Here is an 18990-nt window from a genome sequence, read left to right as displayed (position 1 = left end):
ATAAGAGGCATGAATGAGCCAGTTGAACGTAATGCGTGCCGCCAATTATCCGCGCATGCCGTGGAAAAACGGCGGCGGCAGCACTGAAGAAATCACCCGCGATGCAGGCACTGGTCTGGATGGCTTTGGCTGGCGCCTGTCGATTGCCGATATCGGTGAGTCGGGCGGGTTCTCGACCTTTGCCGGTTACGAGCGGGTCATCACCGTGCTGCAGGGCGAAGGCATGACCTTGACGGTCGACGGCCAGAACACGCGGCCACTGTTACCGCTGGACCCGTTTGCGTTCAGCGGTGAAAGCCAGGTTTCCTGCACGCTGCTTGGCGGTGCGATTCGCGACTTCAACCTGATTTATGCGCCGAATCGTTACCAGGCGCGATTGCAGTGGGGCGATGGGGCCCAACGGTTTTTCAGTTCGGCGGGAGCGCTGCTGATTTTCAGCGTGGCTGAAGCGCTGAAGGTTCAGATCGATGGCAACGCGGCCCATGCTCTGGGTCGTCATGATTGCCTGCAACTGAGCGGTAACACCGGGCTGCTGGATGTTTCCGTCAGCGGCCAGTGCTGTGTGATTGAACTGACAGCGCTCTGATCCAGTCTTCTTAAAAAGATCGCAGCCTGCGGCAGCTCCTACGGAACAGGTTATCCCTGCGTAGGAGCTGCCGAAGGCTGCGATCTTTTGCTTTCTGGATTCCGGTAATCCGTTTCCCTGTGCGCACCAATTTGTTACCGAACGCCCCAGCGCGGCAAAAAAACGCGCACAGGTAACAATTGTCACTTCTCGAAAAAAAACCGCCAAAGAAAAACTGCTACCCGCCAAACCCTTGTCCCAAGGGCTTTCAGCCAGATACAAAACTTTATTGAAGGCCCATTCAGCAAGTTGGCCGCTTGATTGCATATGCTTGTATGTACAAGTAAAGACGTATGCGTATGAGTCACGAAGACTCGACCATCGTCCACTGATTCGCCGATGTGCACCGTTCGCGCATTGGCTTGCTCGCCCACTGTCTGGGCTGGTTTGGATTGATTGCTGAGGAGTTCTTTTCGTGACTGACAATACCCAGAAACCGACCCCCGTCACTTTTACTAAGCACCGTGACGTTGAAATCCGTGCTGCCCGCGGCAACAAGCTGACCGCCAAGAGCTGGCTGACCGAAGCGCCGCTGCGCATGTTGATGAACAACCTCGACCCGGAAGTTGCCGAGAACCCTAAAGAACTGGTGGTTTACGGCGGTATCGGTCGCGCGGCACGTAACTGGGAATGCTACGACAAGATCGTCGAGAGCCTGACCAACCTGAATGACGACGAAACCCTGCTGGTGCAATCCGGCAAGCCGGTCGGCGTCTTCAAGACGCACAGCAACGCGCCACGCGTGCTGATCGCCAACTCCAACCTGGTGCCACACTGGGCGAGCTGGGAGCACTTCAACGAACTGGACGCCAAAGGCCTGGCCATGTACGGCCAGATGACTGCCGGCAGCTGGATCTACATCGGCAGCCAGGGCATCGTTCAGGGCACCTACGAAACGTTCGTTGAGGCCGGTCGCCAACACTACAACGACAACCTCACCGGTCGCTGGGTCCTGACTGCCGGTCTGGGCGGCATGGGCGGCGCTCAACCACTGGCCGCAACCCTGGCCGGCGCGTGCTCGCTGAACATCGAATGCCAACAAGTGAGCATCGATTTCCGTTTGAACAGCCGTTATGTCGATGAGCAAGCCAAAGACCTCGACGACGCTCTGGCGCGTATCGCCAAATACACCAAGGAAGGCAAAGCGATTTCCATCGCCCTGCTTGGCAACGCGGCTGAAATCCTGCCTGAACTGGTCAAGCGCGGCGTGCGCCCGGACATGGTCACCGACCAGACCAGCGCCCACGACCCACTCAACGGTTACCTGCCGGCCGGCTGGACCTGGGACGAATACCGCGCTCGCGCCAAGACCGAGCCGGCTGCTGTGGTCAAAGCCGCCAAGCAATCGATGGCCGTGCACGTCAAAGCCATGCTCGACTTCCAGAAAATGGGGATCCCGACCTTCGACTACGGCAACAACATCCGTCAGATGGCGCAAGAAGAAGGCGTCGAGAACGCATTCGACTTCCCAGGCTTCGTACCGGCTTACATCCGTCCGCTGTTCTGCCGCGGTATCGGTCCGTTCCGTTGGGCTGCGCTGTCGGGCAACGCTGAAGACATCTACAAAACCGACGCCAAGGTCAAAGAGCTGATTCCGGACGACGCTCATCTGCACAACTGGCTGGACATGGCGCGCGAGCGCATCAGCTTCCAGGGTCTGCCGGCACGTATCTGCTGGGTGGGCCTGGGTCTGCGCGCCAAGCTGGGTCTGGCGTTCAACGAAATGGTCCGCAGCGGCGAGCTGTCCGCCCCGATCGTGATCGGTCGCGACCACCTGGACTCCGGTTCGGTGGCCAGCCCTAACCGCGAAACCGAATCCATGCAGGACGGTTCCGATGCCGTGTCCGACTGGCCACTGCTCAACGCCTTGCTCAACACCGCGAGCGGCGCGACCTGGGTTTCCCTGCACCACGGCGGCGGCGTCGGCATGGGCTTCTCCCAGCACTCGGGCATGGTGATTGTCTGCGACGGTACTGACGAAGCGGCCGAGCGTATCGCTCGCGTTCTGCACAACGACCCGGCGACCGGTGTTATGCGTCACGCCGATGCCGGCTACCAGATCGCGATCGACTGCGCCAACGAGCAGGGCCTGAACCTGCCGATGATCACCGGTAAATAAACGAATGGGCCGCCTGTCATGGGTGGCCCGATGCAAAACCTGTAGGAGCTGCCGCAGGCTGCGATCCTTTAGCGTCATAACGGGCGCTGAAGATCAAAAGATCGCAGCCTGCGGCAGCTCCTACGGGGGATTGAGTCAACTCTAATAACAATCCACAGAGGTTGAACCATGGCTAATGATGATCGTGTAAGCAGTAAGCCGTTGATCGAGAAACGTTCGATCGACTACATCCCGGAAGCGGAAAGACACGGTCGTCTATTGAGTCAGTTCACCCTGTGGTTGGGTGCCAACCTGCAAATCACCGCGATTGTCACCGGGGCCTTGGCCGTGGTGCTCGGCGGGGATGTGTTCTGGTCGTTGATCGGTTTGCTGATCGGCCAATTGCTCGGCGGTGGCGTCATGGCGCTGCACGCCGCCCAAGGTCCGCAACTCGGCTTGCCGCAAATGATCTCCAGCCGCGTGCAGTTTGGCGTGTATGGGGCGGTGATTCCGCTGGTGCTGGTGTGCCTGATGTACATCGGCTTTTCGGCCAGCGGCTCCTTGCTGGCGGGGCAGGCGGTCGCGCAGTTGCTGCACGTCGAAGACTGGGTCGGTATCACTCTGTTCGCAGGCAGCATCATGGTCTTCACCATGTTCGGCTATCGGGTGATCCACGGTATCGGCCGGATCGCCAGTGTGCTGGGCGTGGTGGCGTTCATCTACCTGTTCTACAAACTGCTGGCCGGTAACGACATCGCAGCGTTGCTGGGCAACAAGCATTTCTCTATCGCGAGCTTCCTGTTGGCGGTGTCACTGTCGGCATCCTGGCAGATCGCGTTCGGCCCTTATGTGGCGGACTACTCGCGGTACCTGCCGCGCAGCACCTCTGCGTCGAAAACCTTCTGGGCCGTTGGCCTGGGGTCGGTGATCGGTGCACAGGCGTCGATGGTCTTCGGTGTGTTCGCCGCAGCCCTGGCCGGTTCGCAGTTCGCTCACCACGAGGTGTCGTTCATCGTCAGCCTGGGCGGTACCGGGATTGTCGCGGCGCTGCTGTACTTCGCCGTGGCGTTTGGCAAAGTCACCGTGACCACGTTGAACGCCTACGGCAGCTTCATGTCGATCGCGACGATCATCAGTGGCTTCCGTGGCAGCCGGCATATCGGAAGCGGTGTGCGCCTGCTGTACATCTTCATCATGGTGTCGCTTGCCGCTGCGCTGGCATTGCTTGGCAAGGACTCGTTCCTCAAGGAATTCTCCGCGTTCATCCTGTTCCTGCTGGCGTTCTTCACGCCGTGGAGCGCGATCAATCTGGTGGACTTCTACTGCATCACCAAAGAGCGCTATGACATTCCTGCACTGTCCAACCCTGAGGGGCGCTACGGTCGCTGGAACATCATGGGCATCAGCATTTACGTGTTCGGTGTGTTGATTCAAATGCCGTTCATTTCCACCCACTTCTACACCGGCCCTCTGGTCGCGAGCCTCGGTGATACCGACATCTCGTGGATCATCGGTCTGGTGGTACCGGCAGCGATGTACTACTTCGCCGCCAAGAAGTGGCATAGCGCAGTACCCGAGCGCCTGATACTGCCGGTAGAGCAGGACGACGCTGTAAAAGTGAAAACAAACGGGGCGGATCGCGTTGCAGCCATCTGATTGGACGAAACTGGCGAAGATCTTCGTGAAGGAACATCCTGAGATCTGGCAGTCGTGGGTCATCACCGACGCTGCCAGGAAAATCAACGCGGAACTGTAGGCAGATACCTCCCGGCTAACCGAGAGGCTGGCCGGGACGTTCGCTACATCCACTTGATTGAGAGTCTCTTATGTTTCCCGAAAGCTTCACCTTTTCCATCGCCGACCGGGTCAATGTTTGGGTTGATTCGCTGGTCGTCAACTACGGGGATGTGTTCCGCCACATCTCCGACACCCTGCTCTGGGCCATCGTCAACCTCGAAGGCCTGCTGCGCGCGGCGCCGTGGTGGTTGATGCTGGTGATCGTTGCCGGCATTGCCTGGCACGCCACCCGTAAGCGGATGACGACGGCGGTGATCGTTGGTTTGCTGTTCCTGGTGGGCGCTGTCGGCCTCTGGGACAAGCTCATGCAAACGTTGGCACTGATGCTGGTGTCGACAATTATTTCGGTGCTGATCGGCATTCCGTTGGGCATTCTGTCGGCGCGCAGCAATCGTCTGCGTTCAGTGCTGATGCCGCTGCTCGACATCATGCAAACCATGCCGAGTTTCGTGTACCTGATCCCGGTGCTGATGCTGTTCGGTCTGGGCAAGGTCCCGGCGATTTTCGCCACTGTGATCTACGCCGTACCGCCGCTGATTCGCCTGACCGATCTGGGCATTCGCCAGGTCGATGGCGAAGTGATGGAAGCGATCAATGCCTTTGGTGCCAACCGCTGGCAGCAACTGTTCGGCGTGCAACTGCCGCTGGCGCTGCCGAGCATCATGGCCGGAATCAACCAGACCACCATGATGGCCCTGTCGATGGTGGTGATCGCTTCGATGATCGGTGCCCGTGGCTTGGGTGAAGACGTGCTGGTGGGTATCCAGACCCTCAATGTCGGGCGTGGTCTTGAAGCCGGTCTGGCGATCGTGATTCTTGCGGTGGTCATTGACCGCATTACCCAAGCCTACGGTCGTCCACGGCATGAGGTGAGCCAATGAACGACGCCGCCAAGATCGAAGTCAAAAACGTTTTCAAGATTTTCGGTGAGCGTTCGGCCGACGCGCTGAACATGATCCGACAGAACAAGAGCAAGGATCAGGTGCTGGCCGAGACCGGTTGCGTGATCGGTGTGAATGATCTGTCACTGAGCATCGCTACCGGCGAAATATTCGTGATCATGGGACTGTCAGGTTCCGGCAAGTCGACACTGGTGCGTCACATCAACCGCCTGATCGACCCGACCAGCGGCGTGATCCTGGTGGACGGCGTGGACATCCTGCAATACGACATGGAAGCCCTGCGCGAATTTCGTCGGCACAAGATCAGCATGGTGTTCCAGAGCTTCGGCCTGTTGCCCCACAAGAGCGTAGTGGACAACGTCGCCTACGGTTTGAAAGTGCGGGGTGAAAGCAAGCAAGTGTGCGCTGAGCGCGCGCAGCACTGGATCAACACCGTGGGCCTTCAAGGCTACGAAAACAAATACCCGCATCAGCTGTCCGGCGGTATGCGTCAGCGTGTGGGCCTGGCCCGCGCCCTGGCGGCGGACACCGACATCATTCTGATGGATGAAGCCTTCAGTGCCCTTGATCCGTTGATCCGCGCCGAGATGCAGGACCAGTTGCTCGAACTGCAACAGACCTTGCACAAGACCATTGTGTTCATCACCCACGACCTCGATGAAGCCGTGCGCATTGGCAACCGGATTGCGATTCTCAAGGATGGGCAGTTGATCCAGGTTGGCACGCCGAAAGAGATCCTTCACTCGCCGGCCGATGAATACGTCGACCGGTTTGTCCAGCGTCGAGCGGCGACGGTTTAGGAGAGCTGCCACGTCCCAGGCTGAATTGATTTTGAAAGACCCGCTACTGCTGTAAACCGCGTTACCCAAGCTGTACTGATTTCTACAAAAGCCAGCGTGCCAAGGCGCCATCCCTCTCAAGAAGCGGGCAGCGACGGACAACGGAATCATCCGGAGCGTCTGGTTGGTTAACTGCTCTTGATATAAAGAGCATAAAAACTCTCAAAAGGAGAATAAATGTGACTGCTCTGAATCTTATCCCTGGCCAACTGAGTCTTGCCCAACTGCGTGCTGTTTATCAGCAACCGGTCAACGTCCGTCTCGACGACAGTGCGTCGGCCCAGATCGAAGCCAGTGTTGCCTGCGTGGAACAGATCCTCGTGGAAAACCGTACCGCGTACGGCATCAACACCGGTTTCGGCCTGCTGGCTTCGACCCGCATTGCCAGCGAAGACCTGGAAAACCTCCAGCGCTCGCTGGTGTTGTCTCACGCTGCCGGTGTTGGCGAGCCGATCAGCGACGCCCTGGTGCGTCTGATCATGGTGCTCAAGGTCAACAGCCTGAGCCGTGGTTTCTCCGGCATTCGCCGGGTGGTGATCGACGCGCTGATCGCCCTGATCAACGCCGAGGTTTACCCGCACATTCCATTGAAAGGTTCGGTCGGTGCTTCCGGTGACCTGGCGCCGCTGGCCCACATGTCGCTGGTGCTGCTGGGCGAAGGCAAGGCCCGTTACAAAGGCGAATGGCTGGAAGCGACTGAAGCGCTGAAAGTGGCTGGCCTGAAGCCGCTGACCCTGGCGGCCAAAGAAGGCCTGGCGCTGCTCAACGGTACTCAGGTTTCGACCGCCTACGCGCTGCGTGGCCTGTTCGAAGGTGAAGACCTGTTCGCTGGCGCTCTGGCCCTTGGCGGTCTGACCGTTGAAGCCGTGCTGGGCTCGCGTTCGCCGTTCGATGCGCGGATTCACGCTGCTCGTGGTCAAAAAGGCCAGATCGATGCCGCTGCCGCTTACCGCGACCTGCTGGGTGAGCGCAGCCAGGTTTCCGATTCGCACGAAAACTGCGAAAAGGTTCAGGACCCGTACTCGCTGCGTTGCCAGCCACAAGTCATGGGCGCCTGCCTGACTCAGTTCCGTCAGGCCGCTGAAGTGCTGGCAATCGAAGCCAACGCTGTTTCGGATAACCCGTTGGTCTTCGCGGCTGAAGGTGACGTGATCTCCGGCGGTAACTTCCACGCCGAACCGGTTGCCATGGCGGCCGACAACATGGCGCTGGCCATCGCTGAAATCGGTTCCCTGAGCGAGCGTCGCATCTCGCTGATGATGGACAAGCACATGTCGCAACTGCCGCCGTTCCTGGTGGCCAACGGTGGCGTGAACTCCGGCTTCATGATCGCCCAGGTAACCGCTGCTGCTCTGGCCAGCGAAAACAAGGCACTGGCGCATCCGCATTCGGTGGACAGCCTGCCGACTTCCGCCAACCAGGAAGACCATGTTTCCATGGCACCCGCCGCAGGTAAGCGTCTGTGGGAAATGGCTGAAAACACTCGCGGCGTTCTGGCTGTCGAGTGGCTGGCCGCGTGCCAGGGTCTGGACCTGCGGGATGGTCTGAAGACTTCGTCGAAACTGGAAAAAGCCCGCAGCACCCTGCGCGCCAAAGTACCGTTCTACGAGAAGGACCGTTTCTTTGCACCGGACATCAACGCCGCGATCGAACTGCTGGCTTCGCGTTGCTTGAATGAGCTGGTGATGGCGAAGCTGTTGCCAAGTCTGTAAGCGACCGGATCGTTCCCACGCGGAGCGTGGGAACGATCATTTCCGCCGATAAAAATAACTAAGGACGAGAAATGCAAAAGCCAGCAAACGGCTTGAAACGCGGGCTATCTGCCCGACATATTCGCTTCATGGCGCTGGGGTCGGCGATCGGCACCGGGCTGTTTTATGGTTCTGCCTCGGCCATCCAGATGGCCGGTCCTGCGGTGCTGCTTGCCTACCTGATCGGTGGCGCAGCGGTGTTCATGGTCATGCGTGCCCTCGGCGAGATGGCCGTGCACAACCCGGTCGCAGGTTCTTTCGGTCAATACGCCAGCACTTACCTGGGACCGATGGCAGGCTTCATTCTGGGGTGGACCTACGCCTTTGAAATGGTCATCGTCGGTCTGGCCGACGTCACCGCTTTCGGCATTTACATGGGCTTCTGGTTTCCGGAAGTCGCGCGCTGGATCTGGGTGCTCGGCATCGTTTCGGTGATCGGCGGCCTGAACCTGTGCAACGTCAAAGTCTTCGGCGAAATGGAGTTCTGGTTTTCGCTGCTCAAGGTGGCGGCGATCGTAGCGATGATTCTCGGCGGCTTCGGCATCATGCTGTTCGGTATCAGCCATGCGCCAGGCTCCCAAGTCACCAGCATCACCAATCTCTGGACCCAGGGCGGCTTCATGCCGAATGGCTTTGGTGGCTTGATTGCTTCGTTTGCCGTAGTGATGTTTGCCTTCGGCGGCATCGAAATCATCGGCGTTACCGCGGGTGAAGCCAAAGACCCGCAGAGCGTGCTACCCAAGGCGATCAACGCCGTGCCGCTGCGCATTCTGCTGTTCTATGTGCTGACCCTGTTCGTGCTGATGTCGATCTTTCCATGGCAGCAGATCGGCAGCCAAGGCAGCCCGTTCGTGCAGATTTTCGACAATCTGGGCATCAGCTCGGCCGCGACCGTACTCAACATTGTGGTGATCTCGGCCGCGGTGTCGGCGATCAACAGTGACATCTTCGGCGCCGGCCGCATGATGTACGGCCTGGCCGAACAAGGTCATGCGCCGAAGGCCTTTGCCCAGTTGTCGCGTCACGGTGTGCCATGGATGACCGTGGTCGTGATGAGCGTCGCGTTGCTGTTGGGCGTGTTGCTGAACTACCTGATCCCGGAAAATGTCTTTCTGTTGATCGCGTCCATTGCGACCTTTGCTACCGTTTGGGTCTGGCTGATGATTCTGTTCACTCAGGTGGCGATGCGTCGCTCCATGACCGCCGAGCAAGTTGCGCAACTGAAATTCCCGGTACCGTTCTGGCCTTATGCGCCGATGGCGGCGATTGCCTTCATGTTGTTTGTCTTCGGCGTGCTGGGCTATTTCCCGGATACCCAAGCGGCGCTGATCGTCGGCGTGGTCTGGATCGTGTTGCTGGTACTGGCCTACCTGACGTGGGTCAAACCGGCGGCAGGGCAGGCGGCCCTGATCGCGCGTGATCCTTCTTTTTCTCATCGATAACTAACGGAGGCCTCGGATGAAAACTCTCTGGCAACACTGCCACGTTGCAAGCATGGCGCAGGGCACTTACTCGATCATCGAGGATGCCGCCATCGTGACGTCAGGAGCGCACATTGAGTGGATCGGCCCACGTAGCGAACTGCCGTCCGGTGAGTACCCCGAGGTCCATGACCTCGCGGGGGCCTGGGTCACTCCGGGCCTGATCGACTGCCACACCCACGCGGTGTTCGGTGGCAACCGCAGCGGCGAGTTCGAGCAACGCCTGCAAGGCGTGAGCTACGCAGAAATCGCAGCGGCCGGTGGCGGCATCGCCAGCACCGTGCGCGCCACGCGTGCGGCGACCGAGGACGAACTGTTCGCCAGTGCGAAGAAACGTCTGAAAAGCCTGCTGCGCGATGGCGTGACCAGCATCGAGATGAAATCCGGTTATGGCCTCGACCTGGCCAGCGAGCGGAAAATCCTGCGGGTAATCCGTCGCCTCGGCGCTGAACTGCCGGTCAGTGTGCGCAGCACCTGCCTGGCCGCTCACGCCTTGCCGCCGGAGTACGCTGACCGCGCCGACGACTACATCGACCACATCTGCGCCGAAATGCTGCCGGCACTGGCCGCTGAAGGTCTGGTGGACGCGGTGGATGCGTTCTGCGAATACCTGGCGTTCTCGCCTGCGCAGGTCGAGCGGGTGTTCGTCGCTGCGCAGCAACTCGGTTTGCCGGTGAAGCTGCATGCCGAGCAACTGTCGTCCTTGCACGGCTCCAGCCTGGCGGCTCGTTATCACGCATTGTCGGCCGATCATCTGGAGTTCATGACCGAAGAGGACGCCATCGCCATGGCAGCAAACGGCACCGTTGCGGTGTTGCTACCGGGGGCCTTCTACTTCCTGCGTGAAACCCAATTGCCGCCGATGGATGCCTTGCGCAAGCACGGGGTGAAAATCGCCATTGCCAGCGACCTCAATCCTGGCACCTCGCCGGCGTTGTCGGTTCGGTTGATGCTGAACATGGCCTGCACCTGTTTCCGCATGACCCGGAAGAGGCTCTGGCCGGCGCGACCATTCACGCCGCCACGGCATTGGGCATGGAGCAAACCCATGGCTCGCTCGAAGTCGGCAAAGTGGCCGACTTCGTGGCCTGGCAGATCGATCGCCCAGCCGACCTGTCGTACTGGTTGGGTGGAGACCTGGAAAAACGCGTCGTGCGTCACGGCGTTGAAGTCGAGTGATAGGAGAACGGTTGTGGATAAGGTTCTGAACTTCAAACAAGGCCGGGTGCCGCTGCTGATCAGCATGCCTCACGCTGGCGTGCGTCTGACGCCTGCGGTTGAAGCCGGTTTGATCCCCGAGGCGCAAAGCCTGCCGGACACCGACTGGCATATTCCCACGCTCTACGAATTCGCCGCCGAGCTGGGGGCCAGCACCCTGGCCGCCGAGTATTCGCGGTTCGTCATCGACCTCAATCGGCCGTCCGACGACAAGCCGTTGTATGTCGGTGCGACCACCGGTCTGTACCCGGCAACGTTGTTCGACGGCGTGCCGTTGTTCCGCGAAGGGCTGGAGCCATCGGCGGCGGAACGTGCGACCTACCTGGAAAAGGTCTGGACGCCGTACCACAGCACTTTGCAGCAAGAACTGGCGCGGCTGAAGGCCGAGTTCGGCTATGCGCTGCTGTTCGACGCGCATTCGATCCGCTCGGTGATCCCGCACCTGTTCGACGGCAAGCTGCCGGACTTCAACCTCGGCACCTTCAACGGCGCCAGTTGCGATCCACAGCTGGCCAGCCAGTTGGAAGCCATCTGCGCCAGGCATCCCGACTACAGTCATGTGCTCAACGGGCGCTTCAAGGGCGGCCACATCACCCGTCATTACGGTAATCCGGCCGAGAACATCCATGCGGTGCAGCTGGAGCTGGGGCAGTGCACCTACATGGAAGAGGTCGAGCCGTTCCGCTATCGCCCGGACCTGGCAGCGCCGACACAAGTGGTGTTGAAGGAGTTGCTGCAAGGGTTGTTGGCGTGGGGGCAGAAGCACTTCGGGGGATGAAGATCAAAAGATCGTCCGAACGCGGCCCGAACCTGCGGCAGCTTCTACGACGGACGCATTCCCCTGTAGGAGCTGCCGCAGGCTGCGATCTTTTCCGGCAGTCGCGAACCGTGCAAGAAACGGTCGCCTCAGGGCGCTTTTGTCGTTCAGACGCGGGGCGCGTGGCCAGGTCGCCGAAGTGGATCGGCTCTATGAAAACCTGTTGGCGTATTTGCATCGTTTTCTTGTAAGCGAAGTCTGATTTTTTGCGGGCATGCTCATTCACGTAATTCGGGTTTATGATGCCGGACGGCAGAATAATTGAAGTCCCCCAGGGATGACCTCGACCCCTTACGGAGTGCGCAATGCAGACTTTGTACCCGCAGATCAAACCCCACGCCCGGCACGATCTGGCTGTCGATAAAATACACACGCTGTACGTCGACGAAAGCGGTTCACCGGAAGGTTTGCCGGTGGTGTTCATTCACGGCGGCCCGGGGGCTGGTTGTGATGCGCAGAGTCGGCGCTACTTCGATCCGAACCTGTATCGCATTGTTACGTTCGATCAGCGCGGTTGCGGCCGTTCCACCCCGCACGCCAACCTCGAAAACAATACCACCTGGGATCTGGTCGCCGATCTTGAGCGGATCCGCCAGCACTTAGGGATAGACAAATGGGTGCTGTTCGGCGGCTCCTGGGGTTCGACCCTGGCCCTGGCCTACGCACAAACCCACCCGGAGCGTGTGCACGGTCTGATCCTGCGCGGGATCTTTCTCTGCCGTCCGCAGGAAATCGAATGGTTCTACCAGTCCGGTGCGAGCCGTCTGTTCCCGGATTACTGGCAGGACTACATCGCACCGATCCCGCTGGACGAGCGCGACGACCTGCTCAGCGCATTCCACAAACGCTTGATCGGCAACGATCAGATTGCCCAGATGCACGCGGCCAAGGCCTGGTCGACCTGGGAAGGCCGCACGGCTACCCTGCGTCCGAACCCGATGGTGGTCGACCGCTTCTCCGAGCCACAGCGCGCGCTGTCGATCGCCCGGATCGAATGCCACTACTTCACCAACAACGCGTTCCTCGAGCCGAACCAGCTGATTCGCGACATGGGCAAGATCGCCCATTTGCCGGGTGTCATCGTTCACGGCCGGTACGACGTGATCTGCCCGCTGGACAACGCCTGGGAACTGCATCAGGCCTGGCCGAACAGCGAACTGCAGGTGATCCGCGATGCCGGACACGCGGCGTCCGAGCCGGGTATCACCGATGCATTGGTACGTGCGGCCAGTCAGATGGCCCGGCGTTTGCTTGATCTGCCGCCTGAAGAAGCATGAAGGGCCTGTTACAACGCGTGCGAGGCGCGCGCGTCGAAGTGGCGGGAGAAATTGTTGGCGCGGTAGACCAGGGTTTGCTGGTGCTGGTGGCGGTCGAGCCGCAAGACACTCGGGCCAGCGCCGACAAACTTCTGCATAAGCTGCTTAACTATCGGGTATTCAGTGACGCCGAGGGCAAGATGAATCTGTCCTTGGCCGAAGTCGGCGGTGGTTTGCTGTTGGTCTCGCAGTTCACCTTGGCCGCCGATACCAAAAATGGTTTGCGTCCGAGCTTTTCTACCGCTGCCCCACCGGCACTGGGAGAAGAGCTTTTTGACTATATATTAGCCAAAGCGCAGCAGGTTCATGGCAAAGTGGCATCAGGTAAATTTGGCGCAGACATGCAGGTGCATCTGGTCAATGATGGCCCGGTAACCTTCCTGTTACAGACCTGAAGGTGCTTGAAACATCTTTTCAGGCGTGTTTCGGTCGAAAATAGGGGTTTTTCGCGATAAATACTTTGTTACCCCTGATGCGTTGTAACGCGGCCTACTAGATAATCCCGCGCTACGGGGATCAGCGTTCGTTGGCCCATTTTTGACTTAGGTAGAGACTTGTCCGGAACCGTTTGGGGAATCATTTAGCCCCATCGGAGTCGGAACAATGCTCGCCAACCTGGCACATAGATAGCTAGCCGTTGGTTTTTTGATCTGTTTTCGGCGAGGGTTGCTCGTGATTGTTAGTCCCTGTAATGCACCAAAATTGTCTGCCAAACGGTTACGAAACGCACTGGTGACGGGCTCTGCTTTGCTTTGCCTGCTCAGCGCCGGCCAGCTTTGGGCATTCAATCTGGATGATGTGTCGGCCAAGGCAAAAGAGCTGGCCGGGCAGAAATACGAAGCCCCGCGCAGCAATCTGCCGAACGAATTCCGTGAAATGAAATTCGCGGACTATCAGAAAATTCGCTTCCTGACCGAAAAAGCCGAATGGGCCGATCAGAAAACCCCGTTCAAGCTGTCGTTCTATCACCAGGGCATGCACTTCGACACGCCGGTGAAGATCAACGAAATCACCGCCAACACCGTTGAAGAGATCAAGTACGACCCGAGTCGTTTCGATTTCGGCGACGTGAAGTTCGATCCTAAATCCACCGAAAAGCTGGGTTATGCAGGCTTTCGCGTGCTGTACCCGATCAACAAGGCCGACAAGCAAGACGAAATCATGACCATGCTCGGCGCGAGTTACTTCCGCGTCGTCGGCAAAGGCCATACCTATGGCCTGTCTGCCCGAGGCCTGGCGATCGACACTGCGCTGCCGTCCGGTGAAGAGTTCCCGCGTTTCACCGAGTTCTGGATTGCGCAACCCAAGCCGACCGACAAGCACCTGGTGATCTACGCCCTGCTGGATTCGCCGCGTGCCACCGGTGCCTATCGCCTGACCCTGCGTCCGGGCAGCGATACCATTGTCGACGTCAAGGCGCAGATGTTCCTGCGTGACAAGGTCAGCAAACTGGGAATCGCGCCACTGACCAGCATGTTCCTGTTCGGCGCCAACCAGCCGTCGAAAGTCCTCAACTACCGTCGCGAACTGCACGATTCCAGCGGTCTGTCGATCCATGCCGGCAACGGCGAGTGGATCTGGCGCCCACTGAACAACCCGAAACACCTGGCCGTCAGCAACTTTTCGGTTGAGAACCCGCGTGGTTTTGGTCTGCTGCAACGGGGTCGTGACTTCAGCCACTACGAAGACCTCGATGACCGCTACGACAAGCGCCCAAGCGCCTGGATCGAGCCTCAGGGTGACTGGGGCAAAGGTACTGTAGACCTCGTAGAGATCCCGACCGCCGACGAAACCAACGACAACATCGTTGCATTCTGGAGCCCGGAAAAACTGCCTGAGCCAGGTCAACCGCTGGACTTCGCCTACCGTCTGCACTGGACCATCGACGAAGCTGCCCTGCATTCGCCGGACAGCGCCTGGGTTCAACAGACCCTGCGTTCCACCGGTGACGTGAAGCAGTCCAACCTGATTCGTCAGCCGGATGGCAGCGTTGCCTACCTGGTGGACTTCGCGGGTCCGGCCCTCAAGGCACTGCCAGAAGACGCACCTGTTCGTAGCCAGGTCAGTGTGGGTGACAACGCTGAGGTGGTCGAGAACGGCGTGCGTTACAACCCTGAAACCCAGGGCTGGCGCCTGACCCTGCGCATGAAGATCAAGGACCCGAGCAAGTCCACCGAGATGCGTGCGGCGCTGGTCAAGGACATCGTAGTCCCTGAGCCGGTCAAGGCCTCGCTGCCGAACGCCAACTCTTCCATTGCCAAGGCCGACAAGATCGCCGCCAAGCAACTCGAGAAGAAAGATAAAGACGCCAAAGACACGAAAGACAAAGATGCCAAGCAGCCTGCCGCTGCCGAAGCAGCCCCTGTCACACCTCCTGCCCCGGATGCAGCCAAGACTGAACAAGTGCTGACCGAGACCTGGAGCTACCAGTTGCCAGCCGATGAGTAATTCCCAAGTACAGCCAGAAACTCTCAGCGAGTATCTGGCGCACCTGCCAATGACCGATGAGCAGCGCGCAGAACTTGCGGGCTGCAAATCTTTCAGCGAACTGCATGAGCGCCTGTCGTCGCAGGCCTTCGACGCTCCGAGCGAAGCTGCCCAGGCTTCGGTCGGTCGCCGGTTGACCCTCAACTCCGCCGAGGAGCTGATCGATGCCGAAATGCTGGCGCTCGACGCCAGCGGTAGGGTGTGCCTGAAGGCAACTCCGCCGATTCGTCGGACCAAGGTCGTGCCCGAGCCATGGCGTACCAATATCCTGGTGCGTGGCTGGCGGCGGCTGACCGGTCGCACCAATCCTCCGGCACCGCCGAAGGATGAGCGCGTGCTGCCGGCAGCTCGCTGGCGCACTGTCGGTTCAATCCGCCGCTACATTCTGCTGGTGTTGATGCTGGGCCAGACCATCGTCGCGGGCTGGTACATGAAAGGCATCATGCCGTACCAGGGCTGGTCGTTCGTCGATCTCAACGAAGTCCTGCACCAACCGCTGATCCAGACGGCCACGCAAGTGCTGCCATATGCCTTGCAAACCAGCATCCTGATTCTGTTCGGGATTCTGTTCTGCTGGGTGTCGGCCGGTTTCTGGACTGCACTGATGGGCTTCCTCGAGTTGCTCACCGGGCACGACAAATACCGCATTTCCGGCGCGAGTGCCGGCAACGAGCCGATTCCAAAGGACGCTCGCACCGCGTTGGTGATGCCGATCTGCAACGAAGACGTACCGCGGGTGTTCGCCGGTTTGCGCGCGACCTTCGAGTCGGTCGCCGCCACCGGTGATCTGGACCGCTTCGACTTCTTTGTGCTCAGTGACAGTAACGACACCGATATCTGCGTTGCCGAGCAGCAAGCCTGGCTGGACGTCTGCCGCGAAGCCAAGGGCTTTGGCAAGATCTTCTATCGCCGCCGTCGCCGCCGCGTGAAACGCAAAAGCGGCAACCTCGACGACTTCTGCCGTCGTTGGGGCGGTGATTACAAATACATGGTCGTACTCGACGCTGACAGCGTGATGAGTGGCGAATGCCTGACCAGTCTGGTGCGCTTGATGGAAGCCACGCCGGATGCCGGGATCATTCAGACCGCGCCACGTGCCTCGGGCATGGACACGCTGTATGCGCGCATGCAGCAGTTCGCCACGCGGGTATACGGTCCACTGTTTACCGCTGGCCTGCACTTCTGGCAGTTGGGCGAATCCCACTACTGGGGCCACAACGCGATCATCCGCATGCAGCCGTTCATCGAGCACTGCGCCCTGGCGCCGTTGCCCGGTAAAGGTGCGTTTGCGGGGGCAATCCTTTCCCACGACTTCGTTGAAGCGGCGCTGATGCGCCGTGCAGGCTGGGGCGTGTGGATTGCTTACGATCTGCCCGGCAGCTACGAAGAACTGCCGCCGAACCTGCTCGACGAACTCAAGCGTGACCGTCGCTGGTGCCACGGTAACCTGATGAACTTCCGGCTGTTCCTGGTCAAGGGCATGCACCCGGTGCACCGAGCGGTGTTCCTGACCGGCGTGATGTCGTACCTGTCGGCACCGCTGTGGTTCTTCTTCCTGGTGCTGTCGACCGCGCTGCTGGCGGTCAACACGCTGATGGAGCCGCAGTACTTCATGGAGCCGCGACAGCTGTATCCGCTGTGGCCACAATGGCACCCGGACAAGGCCGTTGCGCTGTTCTCGACGACCATCGTGCTGCTGTTCCTGCCGAAGTTGCTGAGCATCATCCTGATCTGGGCCAAGGGCGCGAAAGAGTTCGGCGGCAAGTTCAAGGTAACCCTGTCGATGCTGCTGGAGATGTTGTTCTCCATGCTGCTGGCGCCGGTGCGGATGATCTTCCACACCCGTTTCGTACTCGCCGCGTTTCTCGGCTGGGCTGCGACCTGGAACTCGCCGCAACGTGACGACGACTCCACACCGTGGAGCGAAGCGGTGCGCCGCCACGGTCCGCAAACCTTGCTGGGCTTTTTCTGGGCCTTGCTGGTGATCTGGCTGAACCCAAGCTTCCTCTGGTGGCTGGTACCGATCGTCGGTTCGTTGATGCTGTCGATCCCGGTGTCGGTGATCTCCAGCCGCGTGAAACTGGGCCTCAAATCCCGTGACGAAAGCCTGTTCCTGATCCCTGAGGAATACGCACCGCCGCAGGCCTTGCTGGCAACCGACCAGTACACCCACGAAAACCGTTGGCACGCGCTGAACGACGGCTTCATCCGGGCAGTGGTCGATCCGCAGCAGAATGCCCTGGCTTGCGCGCTGGCGACTTCGCGTCACGGTCAGGCCGAGCCGATCGAGTGGCTGCGTATCGAGCGGGTGCGGCATGCGCTGAAAGCCGGGCCTGCCGGGTTGAACAACCATGAGCGCCTGCAACTGCTGAGCGATCCGGTGGCACTGGGTCGCCTGCATGAGCAGGTCTGGAGCGAAGGTCATGCCGAGTGGCTGGATGCCTGGCGAGCGTCGGTGAAAGCCGACCCTCACGCACCGTTGTTGCCACTCAAGCCGGCAACGTCCCAGGCGCTACCGGCCTGATGAAAAGCCCCGCTTCGTTCAGAAGCGGGGCGCCTACAAAAAGATCGCAGCCTGCGGCAGCTCCTACAGAGATTGTGTTAATCCGTAGGAGCTGCCGCAGGCTGCGATCTTTTTGTTTTTCCGTCCTCCCCGAAACAACATTTCCCACCCACCCCCTTGTGCAAATGGACGAGTGAGTTAGCATCGCCACCCTCTTTGGTGTGCCCGGACAACTTTCTGTCCGTAACTGTCGGTTTTGAAAAGAAAATCGGCTTTTTGCGCGCCTCACAACACAATGGGTTAGGGGAGTTGATGATGAACAAGTATCTCTCGATGCTGCTACTCGGCGTCACGGCACTGGTTGCCGTCAACGCGGCGCATGCCGGTGCCATCGACGACGCAGTCAAGCGTGGCACGCTGAAAGTCGGCATGGACCCGACTTACATGCCGTTCGAAATGACCAACAAGCGCGGCGAGATCATTGGCTTCGAAGTCGACATCCTCAAAGCCATGGCCAAGGCCATGGGTGTCAAGCTGGAGATGGTGTCCACCGGCTACGACGGGATCATCCCGGCCCTGATGACCGACAAGTTCGACATGATCGGCAGCGGCATGACCCTGACCCAGGAACGCAACCTGCGCCTGAATTTCAGCGAACCGTTCATCGTGGTCGGCCAGACATTGCTGATCCGCAAGGACCTGGAAGGCACCATCACGTCCTATAAAGACCTGAACACCGCCGACTACCGCATCACCTCCAAGCTTGGCACCACCGGCGAAATGGTCGCGAAGAAGCTGATCTCCAAAGCCAAGTACCACGGCTACGACAACGAGCAGGAAGCCGTGCTCGATGTGGTCAACGGCAAGGCTGACGCCTTCATCTACGACGCGCCTTACAACGTCGTGGCAGTGAACAAGGTCGGCAACGGCAAACTGGTGTTCCTCGACAAGCCGTTCACCTACGAACCGCTGGCCTTTGGTCTGAAGAAGGGTGACTACGACAGCATCAACTTCATCAACAACTTCCTGCACCAGATCCACGAAGACGGCACCTACGATCGCATCCATGACAAGTGGTTCAAAGACTCCGCCTGGCTCAAGGATATGGAGTAACACCCCAGACCTGATCGTTCCCACGCAGAGCGTGGGAACGAGC

General features: G+C 59.5%; 12 protein-coding genes and 2 pseudogenes. All 14 read left to right on the top strand.

Annotated features, from left to right (window positions below; translation table 11 throughout):
- Positions 1-13: 13 nt before the first annotated feature.
- On the top strand, positions 14-586 hold the full coding sequence (locus BLL42_RS12315) for a HutD/Ves family protein (protein ID WP_071552344.1): 573 nt from the start codon (positions 14-16) through the stop codon (positions 584-586).
- A 454-nt stretch (positions 587-1040) separates the two neighbouring features.
- Positions 1041-2744 (top strand): urocanate hydratase, encoded by a 1704-nt coding sequence (gene hutU, locus BLL42_RS12310; RefSeq protein ID WP_071552343.1) that lies wholly within the window; start codon positions 1041-1043, stop codon positions 2742-2744.
- A gap of 168 nt (positions 2745-2912) precedes the next feature.
- Entirely contained in the window at positions 2913-4379 is a 1467-nt protein-coding gene (locus BLL42_RS12305) for a purine-cytosine permease family protein (protein ID WP_071552342.1), read from the top strand.
- A 170-nt stretch (positions 4380-4549) separates the two neighbouring features.
- The gene (locus BLL42_RS12300; RefSeq protein WP_071552341.1) at positions 4550-5401 is read left to right on the top strand and encodes an ABC transporter permease; all 852 of its coding nucleotides are present in this window, start codon (positions 4550-4552) and stop codon (positions 5399-5401) included.
- The gene (locus BLL42_RS12295; protein WP_071552340.1) at positions 5398-6222 is read left to right on the top strand and encodes a quaternary amine ABC transporter ATP-binding protein; all 825 of its coding nucleotides are present in this window, start codon (positions 5398-5400) and stop codon (positions 6220-6222) included. The genes BLL42_RS12300 and BLL42_RS12295 overlap by 4 nt, the downstream gene beginning before the upstream one ends.
- Positions 6223-6440: 218 nt before the next feature.
- Positions 6441-7973 (top strand): histidine ammonia-lyase, encoded by a 1533-nt coding sequence (hutH, locus tag BLL42_RS12290; protein WP_071552339.1) that lies wholly within the window; start codon positions 6441-6443, stop codon positions 7971-7973.
- Between the two features lie 71 nt (positions 7974-8044).
- Positions 8045-9454 carry an L-histidine transporter HutT gene (locus BLL42_RS12285; protein ID WP_071552338.1) on the top strand — a complete coding sequence of 470 codons (1410 nt, stop codon included), beginning with the start codon at positions 8045-8047 and terminating at the stop codon, positions 9452-9454.
- A 16-nt stretch (positions 9455-9470) separates the two neighbouring features.
- Positions 9471-10672, top strand: a pseudogene (gene hutI, locus BLL42_RS12280) (imidazolonepropionase).
- 13 nt (positions 10673-10685) lie between these two features.
- The gene (gene hutG, locus BLL42_RS12275; RefSeq protein WP_071552337.1) at positions 10686-11489 is read left to right on the top strand and encodes an N-formylglutamate deformylase; all 804 of its coding nucleotides are present in this window, start codon (positions 10686-10688) and stop codon (positions 11487-11489) included.
- Between the two features lie 344 nt (positions 11490-11833).
- The gene (gene pip / locus BLL42_RS12270) at positions 11834-12805 is read left to right on the top strand and encodes a prolyl aminopeptidase (RefSeq protein WP_071552336.1); all 972 of its coding nucleotides are present in this window, start codon (positions 11834-11836) and stop codon (positions 12803-12805) included.
- Positions 12802-13239: a D-aminoacyl-tRNA deacylase gene (dtd, locus tag BLL42_RS12265; protein ID WP_071552335.1), complete on the top strand. Its 438-nt coding sequence runs from the start codon at positions 12802-12804 to the stop codon at positions 13237-13239. Before pip ends, dtd begins: the two co-directional genes overlap by 4 nt.
- Positions 13240-13516: 277 nt before the next feature.
- Positions 13517-15292 carry a glucan biosynthesis protein G gene (locus tag BLL42_RS12260; RefSeq protein ID WP_071552334.1) on the top strand — a complete coding sequence of 592 codons (1776 nt, stop codon included), beginning with the start codon at positions 13517-13519 and terminating at the stop codon, positions 15290-15292.
- Positions 15285-17872, top strand: a pseudogene (gene mdoH, locus BLL42_RS12255) (glucans biosynthesis glucosyltransferase MdoH); the annotation flags it as partial. The gene BLL42_RS12260 and the pseudogene mdoH, both read left to right, overlap by 8 nt.
- Positions 17873-18149: 277 nt before the next feature.
- On the top strand, positions 18150-18947 hold the full coding sequence (locus tag BLL42_RS12250; RefSeq protein WP_071552332.1) for a transporter substrate-binding domain-containing protein: 798 nt from the start codon (positions 18150-18152) through the stop codon (positions 18945-18947).
- The last annotated feature ends 43 nt before the right edge of the window (positions 18948-18990 follow it).

Source organism: Pseudomonas frederiksbergensis, from assembly GCF_001874645.1.
In the GTDB taxonomy this organism is placed as follows: Bacteria; Pseudomonadota; Gammaproteobacteria; order Pseudomonadales; family Pseudomonadaceae; genus Aquipseudomonas; species Aquipseudomonas frederiksbergensis_B.
This window is presented reverse-complemented; position numbering and strand designations above follow the sequence as displayed.